Here is a 12,710-nt window from a genome sequence, read left to right on the forward strand (position 1 = left end):
TCTAATTCAATTCAATCGAAATGTCGGAAACCCGCGTTTTTTCTAGGAAAATCCAGATTATCCGCTTAATTCCGGCATTCCCGTCAGAAAGCGAAAAAATAAATGAGGATTATTAAGATTTGTTGAATGTTTTCTTACTGTTCGCGAAATCATATTGACTTTTCAGAGCGGTTCTTTATGATACTGGTAAAGCACTACAGGAGGGAAAAGTTATGAACATTTTATACGAAATCAATCAGACAGCCGTCCGTTTTCCGGACCGCACTGCAATGATATCCGGTGAAGAACGTTTAAGCTACGGAGATCTCTGGAAATATTCTGATCTTCTTGCCGCGGCTCTTCAAAGGCTCTGTAAAGATGACAGGACTCCAATTCCTGTCTACGGACATAAAAGCCCGCTGATGCTCATCTGCTTTCTTGCATGTGTAAAATCAGGAAGAGGATACTGTCCGGTCGATGTTTCTGTACCATGGTCCCGTACCATGCAGATCATCGAAAGCATTCAGCCGCCTTTTGTACTGGCCTGCGAAGATCCGGAGGACAGTTCCAGTACCGTTTCCTTTATCAGGAAAGAAGAAATTCAACATCTGATGCAGGAAGAATATCCGGAGGAGCAATTACAATTGTCCCCGGTTTCCGGCGAAGATCTTTTTTATATGATTTTCACTTCCGGAAGTACCGGAAGCCCGAAAGGCGTTCAGATCACTTCTGACTGTCTGAATCATTATCTGGAGTGGTCTGTCGGCCTTGGTACCTCAAAAAAAGATAAAGAAGGACACATCTTTTTAAACCAGGCACCGTTTTCTTTTGATCTTTCAGTCATGGATCTGTACACGTGCCTGGCCTGCGGCGGAACATTGTATCCTCTTACAAAATCGCAGCAGTCCGATTTTCGTCTCCTTCTTCCGGCACTGGCCGCATCCCGGGCCTCCGTGTGGGTTTCTACGCCGTCTTTCGCAGATATGTGCCTTCGGGATCCGAATTTTGACAGTTCACTGCTTCCGCAGATCAGCCTGTTTTTATTCTGCGGAGAAACGCTGACAAACCGGACCGCACAAAAGCTGGCCGGACGGTTTCCGGATGCTGTCATCATGAATACATATGGGCCGACAGAATCCACGGTAGCAGTGACGGAAGTTCAGGTCACACCGGAACTTACAGAAACGGAAATTCCGCTTCCTGTCGGGCGTCCAAAACCGGGAACATGGATTGAAATCCATTCCCCGGAAGGGGCGCGTCTGACCGATGGAGAAAGGGGCGAGATTGTTATTCTCGGAAACACGGTCAGTCCGGGATATTTCCGGCGGCCGGACCTCTCAGAACCTGTCTTTTTCACTGTCTCCAAAAGCGGAAATACAGTCCGCGGATACCGGACAGGAGATGAGGGTTATATAAAGGATGGCATGCTTTACTACTGCGGACGCATTGATCTTCAGATCAAACTGCATGGATACCGGATTGAACTCGGAGATATCGAAAGCAATCTTTTGAAGCTTCCCGGTATTAAAAACGCTGCCGCTGTCGCGAATATGCGGGATGGAAAAGCAAAAAGTATTACCGCTTTCCTTGTCAAGGAAGATGTCCCGGAAGATGAGTTTGCAGAATCACTGCGCATCAGGCAGGATTTGAAAGAATATCTTCCGGATTACATGATTCCCAAAAAAGTGGTCTTCCTTGACCAGCTCCCGATGACGGCCAACGGAAAAGCTGACCGGAAAGCTCTGGGAGGGATGCTTTCATGAGTTTTTTTGACAATTATCAGTTTTTCTGTGTCCTTATTCTCATTCTTCTTCCGTCATTACTGCTCGGTATTCTGGAGCAGCCGCTGAAATGGTACTCTACTGCCGCAACTATTTTATTTACCGCTCTGGCCTTTTTTTCAAAACCGGAGCAGGCAGCTTACCTGATTCTGTTTTTTATAATCGAACTGACTGTTGTAAAAGGGTACATGGCCTTGCGTGTTTCCAGAGACCGGAATGTCCGGGTGTACAGGCTGGCACTGTTTTTGAGTATTCTGCCGTTGATTCTCAGTAAACTGGCCGGACTGTGGGGAGAATCCATCTTTGCGTTCCTTGGAATTTCCTATCTGACATTCCGGTGTGCCCAGATCATTATCGAGACCTATGACGGATTGATTACCGAAATGTCTGTCTTTGATTTTACAGCCTTCGTGCTGTTCTTTCCGTCTCTTAGTTCAGGTCCTATCGACCGGAGCCGGCGGTTTCTGGAGGACCTGAACAGTATCCGGCCCCGCAGAGAGTACCTGGCGCTTGCCGGAGAAGGCATATTTAAAATTCTGCTTGGACTGATTTACAAGCTGATTCTTGCCTCTGTGTTCTTTAAAGGCATGGGAATGGTTGACGGTGCCCGCACATGGTACTATGTGATTTTCTATGCGTACTGCTATGGATTTTACCTGTTTTTCGACTTTGCCGGGTACAGTCTGATGGCAGTCGGCACCAGCTATCTTCTTGGCATCCGGACTCCGGACAATTTCCGGCGGCCGTTTCAAAGTATTGACATTCAGGAGTTCTGGGACCGCTGGCATATTACACTGTCCCACTGGTTCCGGGATTTTCTCTTCTCCCGGTTTATGATTCAGTCGATCCGGAAAAAGCGTTTTAAAAACAGGCTCAATGCAGCCTGTGCAGGTTTTCTTGTCAACATGCTTGTCATGGGTCTGTGGCACGGCGTGACGCCATCCTATATCCTGTACGGACTTTATCATGGCGTTCTACTGGCCGCTACGGAATGGTACAAGAAAAAATCAACCTTTTACAAAAATCACCGTCAGAAACGGTGGTACCGTTTCCTGTCGTGGCTGATCACACTTCAGCTCGTAATTTTTGGTTTTTATATCTTTTCGGGCAAGTTTGTATGGCTGCTCGGATTATCATAATTTTGGAGGGAATATACTATGAAAGAAACACTGTTTGAAATTTTGGAAAGAATCTGTGAAAATGATATTGTAAAAAGCAACCCGGACATTGATCTGTTTGAAACCGATCTGATGGATTCGCTTGGATTTGCAGAACTGCTTGCAGATATTGAGGACGAACTCGGTATCCTGATCGCCCCGTCCGAGGTAGACCGCAGTACCTTTAACACACCAAACCGGATCCTTACCTATCTGGAAACAAGGAGTGCATCATGAAACGGTTACTGGCATTTTTCCTTGCCGCTGCCCTTACACTGACTTCAGCAGCCGGGCTGCATTTTCTGGCAGAGCGCAGGGTATATGCCGACGGAAATGCATTCGCCTCCTGGTCCGGAGACGGAAAATTTCCGGCCAGGGAAGCTATTTTAAAAAACCTGGATGAAAATACAGTTCTGACATTCGGCTCTTCCGAGTTTCAGTACGGCGTGAAAACACCTTATCATCCGGGAAAGATTTTCAAAGACACAAAATTTCATATGATGCTGATCGGTGCCGGCTATTACCAGTCTCTCAGCCATGCCATCACACTGGCATCGCTGGGAGAACATGCAAAGACAAAGGAAGCGGTTCTTTTCCTTTCTCCGCAGTGGTTCCGGAAGGCAGGTGTACAGCCGGAGGCTTTCACCTCCCGTTTTTCAGAGTCCCATTACATCGCAATGCTCAAAAACAACCATCTGCGCAAAAATGTCAAGGACTATATGATCAAACGCTCCCATGAACTGCTTCGGGTCGATCCTGCTGCCCGGGAACGTGCAGACCTTTATAACCGTGTACTCTACACTCAGGACGCTTCCATGTCCGACCGTGTCAACTACCGGATCTACACGAGGTTCCTGAAAGAAAAAGAACTGCAGACCGCTGTCATGCAGATGGTAAAAGACAATGTTCCAAAAGCATCGTCCAAAGAAAAAACGGATCAGGATCCGGATTTTGCTTCCCTGTTAAAACAGTCCATTAAAGATGGAGAGGCACAGAATCAGGGAAATCCGTTTTATATGGACGACAGTTCCTACAAATGGAAAGTCCGTCCATTCATGAAAAAAAAGAAAAACCAGAGTCTGAATGGAAGTTACAGCACCTCGCCGGAATATGACGATCTCAGATGTTTTCTTGATGTCTGTCAGGATCTTGGAATCCGCCCTCTGCTCGTCATGATGCCAGTTAACGGATACTGGTACGATTATACCGGCTTCCCAAAAGAAGCAAGGGAAGACTACTACCAGAAAATCCGCTCCGTGGCCGCCGAGTACAATGCCTCCATAGCAGATTTCTCCGATCAGGAATACACAAAATACTTCTTCGAAGACGGAGTCCATATAGGTAAGAAAGGATGGGTGATGATCAATGAAAGCATTTACAGATTTTATCAGAAAACTGAAGAAAAATAAATTTGCCGCATTCGCAGGGTGGACGGCTGTATTTTATGCAATGCTCATGATACTCTACCTGTATCTCATGTACGCCAATCTGTCCACCGCACCAAAATTTGTCTACAATATGTTCTAATATTAATTTTTTACCAATTTATAAGGGACGTGTTCCTGTGCACCGGAACACGTCCCCAATGAAATCTTTTTTTATTTAGTGTGTTTCGCCCATTGCTTTCTGCACATCTTCTTTGTTTGTCACTGCGGCTTCGATGCCGTATTCCAGGGCTTTTGCTATCATTTCCAGGGACATAAACGGTGTGCCGTTTGCCTTGTCCACAACCTGTCCGCTTTCAAATGGTACATGTACAAATCCGGCGCGGATTCCAGGATATTTTTTCGCTGCAAGATAAAGCACATTGTACATAATGCAATTGCATACATAGGTTCCTGCTGTATAGGAAATGTGTGCCGGAATTCCATGGGCTCTCATATTTTCCACCATTGCTTTTACCGGAAGTGTGGAAAAGTATGCGGTCTCGCCGTCTTCGCGGATTGGTTCGTCAAATGGCTGTTCTCCGTCGTTATCCGGGATCCTTGCTTCTTTCAGGTTGATCGCAACCCTTTCTACTGTCATACAGGAGCGTCCGCCTGCCTGTCCGACATCCAGTACCATGTCCGGCTCGTATTTTTTAATTGCCTCTTCTACAACCTCTGCACTTCTTGTGAATACGGTCGGAATTTCAATTTTGATAATTTCAGCTCCTGCGATTGTATCCGGAAGCAGTTTCACTGCCTCATATGCCGGATTTACTTTTTCTCCCCCAAATGGATCGAATCCTGTCACTAATACTTTCATTGTACTGACCTCCTTATACCTTAATATACATTTGGTTCCGGCAAGATAATCTTGCCTTCCTGCATCAGCTGCCTGTTGTCCGCATAGATATCCGGTTCCAGGCATACAAGGTCAAAATGCCCTTTGGCATTCTGTACACCTCCAAGGGCAAGATTCCGGCCAAGTCCGATATGGAATGTTCCATAGGCTGACTCGTCCTCGATATAGCAGTCTCCCACACACCGGGAGTACGAATTCAGGCCGATGCCGAATTCACCGCCAATATAGATCCTGCTGTCCTTGTAAGCTTCCATATAGTTTTTCAGACGGATTCCGGTCGGTGTCTCTTCGATTTTTACAATGCGCCCTTCCCGGAATTCAATTCTTGTAACTTCCTCTGCCTTTCCGATGTACCCGAGCGAACCGTCCAGCATCATGATGCCTTCTGTCTTTGTCTCCTCAATGGGCACATAAACTTCGATGCTGGCCGAGGAATATCCTTTGCCGTCTTTGACCACACCGTTGAAAAACCCCGGATTTCTGCCCTTTTTCCCCATCTGCAGGTCGGTACCCGCAGGAGTGGTTACGTGAATCCGTGACGAATGACGGAGGTATTTCATAATAACCTCCGCCATCAGCCGGCTTTTCTTTGTATCCATCATGAGGAAATCAAATTCCAGCATGGATTTTCCATTGTTTGTCGAAAGGGGCAGGGACAAAAATTTCTTATGACGGCTGATTGCGCGCTTCGCAGCTTTGGTTGTCACAAGCGAATATTCCGTTGCCGCGATGATCGCAGTGTAAGGATCAAAGACTTCTTCATTTTCGTCAAAAAACACCCCTACATACCGTCCTTTATTCTCTACCAGAAGTGTATTCACCGATCTGGCCCTTTTGACTGCCTGCTTTCTGAGTTCCTGCGCTTCTGCCCTGTACTCTTTGCTTGTCACAATCAAAAGTTTGTCCCAGGGTTTTATTCTTACCCAGTTTTCAATAATAATACGGGCTCCCCGCTCAATGTCACGCATCCCCCTGTGCCGTCCTTATATTACCTATTTAAACATAATCATGTAGCAGATCTGTACTACAAGCATGATTGCTGCCACAACAACCTGATTCTTAATAACACCCCAGCGGTCTTTCATATTCAGAATAGCCACCGGAACGATGTTGAAGTTCGCAGCCATTGGTGTGCAGAGTGTACCACAGTAACCGCATGTCAGAGCAAGCATTCCGATGATAACCGGATCCGCACCGTACGCAAGTACGAATGGTCCGCCGATACCAACGGTAATAACCGTGATAGCCGCGAAAGCATTTCCCATGATCATGGTGAAGAGCACCATTCCGATTGCGAAAATGATGATACCAAGGTTGACATTTCCTTTTGGTACTACATTTTCTACAATACCGGCGATTACTTCGCCGACTCCTGCCGCTGTGAAGATACCGCCAAGAGCTCCAAGGAGCTGAGGAAGCATACACAGAGGTCCCATCATGGACAGGAAGCGTTCAGATCCTTCCAGGAATACTTTCGGTTTGTTGTCCGGAGAGTAAATTCTCAGGATAATCATGGAGATGATAACACCAACTGTAACACCTACCATGGAGCTGATATTTGTAAACAGCGCGAATAAGAGAGAACATACCGCTACTGTAAGGGCAGGGATGAAGATCTTCATACCGATCTTCTGGTACTGTCCTCTTGTGTATTCTTTTGTCGGAGCATTTGTCTTTCCGACTTTTACACGTTTGAAAATCGGCGGCATACACATTACGATAACAAGCGCTCCGGATACCTTCGCCGGAAGCCATGTTCCGAATGCACAAACAATACCAAATGAACACCAGAATACCGCAGTACCGATTCTGGACGGATTTTCTTTGTCGAGCAGATTTTTGATACCTGCAAAAATTGTAATCAGACCAATGATGATCCACACCGCTTCGCCAAGAACATTGGCAGGGCCGGCACCTATCTGTATAAATTTAAGATCCATATATCGTTCCCCCTTCTGTTACTTCTTCGTCTTCTTCACATCGGAAGATCCGTAATATTTCTTCATCAGCTTCTTATCTTTCATAATGTAGTAGATACTTGCCACAACAAGCGCGATGATCGCAACCGGAAGTTCCGCGATTGCCAGTTCTACAAGTTCCACTTCATATCCAAGAGATGCCAGCGTCGTCTGTACAAGGATACCGCCGGAACCTCCAACGAAGAGTACCTGGAAGAAGAACCATGTAATATTTTCCATACCGGATGCCATTCCTTTGATATCTTCCATATGTTCCTCATTCGGCTCATGTCCGTGGCTCTCGATGGCACCTTCTGTCATCGGAAGAAGTACCGGACGGATAAATCCGGCAACACCGCCGAATCCTACGTTAAACGCACCAAAGAATCCTCTGAGGATACCATACGCGCATACGAGCCTTCCGGCCGTAGCGCTTTTTACTTTTCTCATCAGATCCGCAGCCGCTTCACGCAGACCGTTCGCCTCCAGTACACCTGTTACAAGCAGGATCATAATAAAAATTGCCATGCTTCGGTTCGCTACAAAGTTTGTTCCAAGTGTTTCAAGAAGTCCGTCAATTCCAAGACCTCCTGCAAGAGCGGTCGTCACTGCCGCTAAAAAGATAATAAGGATGGAATCCAGTTTCAGCGCAAATCCGAGCACTACAATCAGGACACCAATCAGTTTAATATACTCCATAGATTTTCCTCCTTCTTTCTTTTGAGTCTTTTACTTGTATACGATCATCGGCCGACGTCTCCGATATCGTGCAGATATACTGCCGTCTTCACATCTCATGCTGCATTCATGAAGAAGTTCTGCTTCCATCAGCATCTGAATCGTCACCTCATCATGTGCCACATGAGCTCTTGCGCACAGATTCAGATATTCACCCTGCGCAGTCTCATCAGCTACTTCACTTGTATATGATACGGTTGTAATCCACGGGAAGCGGATCGACGGATATTTATGTGCCGGATCTGCCGCATATGGAATCCAGTAGTTAATCATATTTTTATAGTAGTTGGCCGGGAAAAGCTTCGGCATCCATGCATGCGCATATTTCTCAAACTGAGCGCTCCACTCTTTGTTGAGTGCCGTCATCTCCTCGTCCTCTGCGATCTTGTCCGCAATCACATCTTCCATTTTCTTGTTGACCGGATAGTTATCTTTGTACGCCTCATCCGTCACATACCAGAAATATCCGTAAAGAAGTGATCTTGGAAGCCAGAATCCTTTGTAGGAAGGGGATGTATATCCCGAGAACTGCTGCTCCCATTCATGGCTTGGCACTCCGTGATTGTCCACCATCATATCCGGCGCGTACCGTTCATACAGTCTGCTCAGTCCCATCGCTTCGGAATGTATCGTATCCTGATGGAAGTGTTCGTGGAAGAATTCCTTACCAAGGGCGTTGAATCTTGCCACATGGAACTTCCAGTACGGATGCTCTTTCTGAAGCTCATAATGAATTGCCGCTCCGTCTACATTTTCCATCGGGACAAGGATCAGATTCAGCTTCTCCGGAAGATCCCTGTATGTCTCATCGGTCAGCAGCTTCTTTAACAGAATGAACGATGCGTTCGTGCTGGATACCTCATTTGCATGGTGCCTTGCGTTGATAATTTCAGACGGACACTTTGTCAGACGTTTCGTCATGGAAAGATATCCTTCCCGCTCCGGTTTCAGCCAGATCGCATAGAGCTCTCTTCCTGTGTAGGACCTTGCGGTTCTGAATACCTCGATTCCAGGAACATGTTTCAGTTCTTCTATGATCGCCATACACTGTTCATATCCGATCAGCTCTTTCTCATGGAGATCGATGTCCATAATACATTTATCCTTGACCGGCGGCTCCTGTGCCGGAACTGCCGCCTCAATCACGCTGCCGCTTTCTGTAAGGAAACGGACAGCTGAAATATTATACCAGCCTTCGGTAATTTCCAGCACACCCTTCTCCATAAGATCTGCGTAGGCTTTCAGGAATTCATCCGAAACACCTGCCGTCCGGATGTCCACACAAAGTTTTCCGTCTTTTGCGGAAAGTCCGGTTACTTTGAAGGAAACTTCCTCACGCATCCTCTGGCTTACAACTGCCTTGCCGTCTTTTTCAATACACGGCTTTTCTTTCGCTTTTTCAAATACGGTTACCTTGAATACCGGTCTTCCTTCTTTCTGATGAATAGATGGAAGAATCAGTCCCGGCGCGTCCAGCATGACACCGATATTCTGAACTCCGTAGTTCTTAAAATAATCGCTTCCGGTAAAATACATATCCTCATGCAGAGCATCCAGCGACGAAATCAGGTCTTCTCTGCATCCTACACGGTAATCCGGTTCGCTGACTGTCACATCCAGAAGAAGCTCCTGGAAAAACGGCTGCTGCTCCGCTGTGACTGTTCCGCCGGTCTTTTCCTCAATATACTGCTTACACTCCGGAAGGACTTTTGCCTGGAACGTATCCCATACTTCCTCCAGATCAGTCCGGATCTTCCTGAAAAGCATCTCCTGCTCATTGATCCACACGCGGATATATCCGGTTGCCGGATGTACCTTGCCCATCTGCGGATATTCATCCAGATACGGGCGTTCCGAACACTGTGCTTTATATGTATTTTCATAGCAGAGCGTCTCATCCTGATATACTTTGCAAAGGTAGGTAAGATCTTCCGCGCCTTCATATGGAAGAAATACAACCGCATCTCTTTCCACTCCCAGTTCTCTTACAAGTACATCTTCAATCGGATACAGCTCCTGCAGATACCGGATCGGCAGATCATACCATTTGTCCGGGTTGTCCGCCTGAAGATTGTGGTAGGATGGTGTCGCCCCGTTTTCATCCAGCCATTCTGTTTCCCCTTCCGGCAGAAACGGCTTGAAATAAATCTCGATTTTGTCCGGTTTCTTTTCCTTTACTGCAGGAATTACGATCTCATCGATCCAGGAAAATCCCTGCTTGTATGCACAGATCAGCTCTGTCCGGACTTCCGCTGCTCCAAGGCTTTTTGCTTTTTCTTCCATCCGTGTTCTCATCCGGCTGCGGACAGTCTGATCTTCACTGACCGCACCCTCTATCCGGATACTGTCTCCGTTTTTAATCAACGGATAAACCTCTTTTTCCAGTATTTCCTCAAACGTCTCTACTTCCCACGGAAGCTCATAGACCTTTTCATATGCTTTCTTTCCTGCTTTATAATTTTCAAAAGTAACATCTGTAAACAGTGCCTTCTGATCTTCACGAAGTTCCGGCGAACCGTATACCGTGCAGCTGCCGCTCTCTTTCTGCTTCAGCATCTGAAGCGCCGCGATCTGTCCATCCCCATTCCGCAGAACCGCGTCATCGCACATATCCATCAGAACATCACGGAATGTTTTCCATCCGCCTGTTCCCGGAAAATTCTCACAAATCAACGAAGAAAGCTCCTCCAGCTCTTTCCCTCTTCCTCTGAGGTAAACCTTCATAACCCCATCGGACTCTTCCATCGTCATTTCCGCCTGGTCTGCTTCTTCCAGAATGATGGCATTTCCGCCGTAACCTTCTTCTGCCGTGATGCCGCCTTCATACCCCGTTGTCTCCATACCGAGACGGAAAGCAATGTTGCAGGCTGCAATCATCATGGATGCATCCGCGTCTTCAGGCAGCTTAATTTTCACATCGAGTCTGTCCGGAAGAAAATCATAATCTTCATCCTTCAGAAACGGTCCTTTTCCAAATATTGTTTCCAGTCCTTTTTCCTTTCGGAAATCCAGGTCAAACATTGGTTCCGGATGCCCTTCTGCCGTTTTATAGCCATCCGGGACTTCCGGCTCTGACAGCTGATACAATGCCTGCAGTTCCTCTTCCGTTTTCGGAGCCGGAATTTCTCCTTTCACTCCCGCAACCGGAAAAGCTGCCGCTTCTGTCTGAAATCCTAACAGAAGGGCCGCTTCCAAAGCAAGCTTTCTCTCTTCAGTTGTCATTTGATTTCGTATCTCTAGTTTCTCCACAGATGTCACCTCCCAAATCCTTTGAAATTCAAATTATAAAAATTATATTAAGAATTTATCACAGTAAAATGTGAAAGTCAATATTCACACAAATATTTTTAAAATTTCCAGCATTTTCTATGTAATTTTTCATAAAATTTGTTTATTTTTTTACAGAAAAAAAGTGAGTATTACCAAAAATACTCACTTTTCACTCTACTTTATATTACTGTTGTAATTCCATCAGATCACCCTGTGTTCCAGCCATTTTCGGCTTCTCAGACGTACGGTAAAGACGATGGCCCGCACCGTCCAGTCCGTAAACATTCCAATCCATACCGCAATCGGTCCCATTCCAAAGACTCTTGCCAGAACCATGACAAGGGATACCCTGAAAACCCACATGGAAAGAATGGAGACCACCATGGAAAAACGGACGTCTCCCGCCGCCCGGAACCCGTATGCAGGGATAAACGCCAGCGTCCATACCACCGGTTTGACAATCGTAATGCAGGTCACCATAAAAATACACATCGATGCACTGGCAGGCTCCATCCCGCCGAAATAAGTAATCGGATGCACAAGCGCAAATAAAAGCAGGCAGGAGATTACGACAACAACTTCTCCTATCACGGAAAGTTTTTTCACATAATAAACCGCCTCATCCTTGCGTCCGGCTCCCATGCACTCTCCTACCACAGTCATCAGTCCGATCCCGACTCCGATTGCCATAATCCCGTTCAGATTTTCAATCGTGTTGGTCATTCCCTGCGCCGCAATCGCGGCTGTTCCCATCATGGAGACGGTGGACTGGATGGCAAGCTTTCCGAACTGGAACATGCTGTTTTCAATCCCGGAGGGTATGCCGATCTTCAGAATTCTTTTAATCTGTCCCCAGTCCGGCCGAATCGAAAAGTACCGTTTCAGGTGAATCTCCCAGACCGGCTTCCGCAGCTCATAAAGAACGGCAATCATGGCAAACGCTCTTGCAAGCATCGTTGCGCAGGCGGAACCCCCTACTCCCAGGTGAAAGCCCCAGACGAACAGCAGATTTAAAACAACATTTAAAACATTGGCAAGGACAGATATCTGCATCGGAATCCGGCTGTTTTCCTGCGCCCTCAGAATGGACGCACCGTCATCATAAAGAGCAATAAACGGGAACGCCACCGCCGAAAACAGGAAATAGATTTTGGCGTTATCCATAACCTCTTTTTCGACTTCCCCGAAAATCAGCTGAAGAACCGGTTCATGAAAAATAATGCAGACTACAGCCATAATCAGCGAAAGGAAGAAGGTGACGAACACAAGCTGGCCTGCCGCCTCATTTGCCTTTTCCACGTCTTTGCTCCCAAGATACTGCGAACAGATCACGGTACCTCCGGCCGCAAGGGCAAAAAAGGCTTCCACAATCAGTATGTTGATCGCGTCCACAAGGGATACCGCTGATATGGCCGCGGATCCGATGTTGCTGACAATAAGCGTATCAACAGTTCCCATAAACGAATTCAGCAGCTGATCCAGCGCAAGCGGAATCAAAAGCGCCGCCAGCTGTCTGTTTGTAAATAAATGCTTTTTTTTCT

10 protein-coding genes are annotated in these 12,710 nt (G+C 46.7%); 4 read left to right on the forward strand and 6 right to left on the reverse strand.

The window, feature by feature from the left end; genetic code table 11:
• Positions 1-212: 212 nt before the first annotated feature.
• Genes dltA through dltD form a run of 4 tightly spaced genes read left to right on the forward strand, consistent with a single transcriptional unit; the run spans position 213 to position 4,326 of the window.
• On the forward strand, positions 213-1,742 hold the full coding sequence (gene dltA, locus H6A32_RS10710) for a D-alanine--poly(phosphoribitol) ligase subunit DltA (RefSeq protein ID WP_243424904.1): 1,530 nt from the start codon (positions 213-215) through the stop codon (positions 1,740-1,742).
• Positions 1,739-2,899, forward strand: coding sequence for a D-alanyl-lipoteichoic acid biosynthesis protein DltB (gene dltB, locus H6A32_RS10715; RefSeq protein WP_204864331.1), 1,161 nt, complete (start codon positions 1,739-1,741; stop codon positions 2,897-2,899). The genes dltA and dltB overlap by 4 nt, the downstream gene beginning before the upstream one ends.
• Positions 2,900-2,917: 18 nt before the next feature.
• Positions 2,918-3,154: a D-alanine--poly(phosphoribitol) ligase subunit DltC gene (gene dltC / locus H6A32_RS10720; protein WP_204864332.1), complete on the forward strand. Its 237-nt coding sequence runs from the start codon at positions 2,918-2,920 to the stop codon at positions 3,152-3,154.
• On the forward strand, positions 3,151-4,326 hold the full coding sequence (gene dltD / locus H6A32_RS10725; RefSeq protein WP_087166591.1) for a D-alanyl-lipoteichoic acid biosynthesis protein DltD: 1,176 nt from the start codon (positions 3,151-3,153) through the stop codon (positions 4,324-4,326). The genes dltC and dltD overlap by 4 nt, the downstream gene beginning before the upstream one ends.
• Before the next feature lie 193 nt (positions 4,327-4,519).
• Here the strand turns inward: dltD and pcp are convergent, their stop codons facing one another.
• From pcp to H6A32_RS10755, 6 genes are all read right to left on the reverse strand, one after another.
• Positions 4,520-5,164, reverse strand: coding sequence for a pyroglutamyl-peptidase I (gene pcp, locus H6A32_RS10730; RefSeq protein ID WP_087166590.1), 645 nt, complete (start codon positions 5,162-5,164; stop codon positions 4,520-4,522).
• 20 nt (positions 5,165-5,184) lie between these two features.
• On the reverse strand, positions 5,185-6,171 hold the full coding sequence (locus H6A32_RS10735) for an aminopeptidase (RefSeq protein WP_191433417.1): 987 nt from the start codon (positions 6,169-6,171) through the stop codon (positions 5,185-5,187).
• Positions 6,172-6,195: 24 nt separating this feature from the next.
• Entirely contained in the window at positions 6,196-7,143 is a 948-nt protein-coding gene (locus tag H6A32_RS10740; RefSeq protein ID WP_204864333.1) for a DUF979 domain-containing protein, read from the reverse strand.
• Positions 7,144-7,161: 18 nt separating this feature from the next.
• Positions 7,162-7,860 (reverse strand): DUF969 domain-containing protein, encoded by a 699-nt coding sequence (locus H6A32_RS10745; RefSeq protein ID WP_118637143.1) that lies wholly within the window; start codon positions 7,858-7,860, stop codon positions 7,162-7,164.
• Between the two features lie 30 nt (positions 7,861-7,890).
• Positions 7,891-11,148, reverse strand: coding sequence for a M14 family metallopeptidase (locus H6A32_RS10750; RefSeq protein WP_346342276.1), 3,258 nt, complete (start codon positions 11,146-11,148; stop codon positions 7,891-7,893).
• Positions 11,149-11,370: 222 nt separating this feature from the next.
• Entirely contained in the window at positions 11,371-12,666 is a 1,296-nt protein-coding gene (locus tag H6A32_RS10755; RefSeq protein WP_243424905.1) for an MATE family efflux transporter, read from the reverse strand.
• Between the last annotated feature and the right edge of the window lie 44 nt (positions 12,667-12,710).

Source organism: Drancourtella massiliensis, assembly GCF_016900655.1.
In the GTDB taxonomy this organism is placed as follows: Bacteria; Bacillota; Clostridia; order Lachnospirales; family Lachnospiraceae; genus Sellimonas; species Sellimonas catena.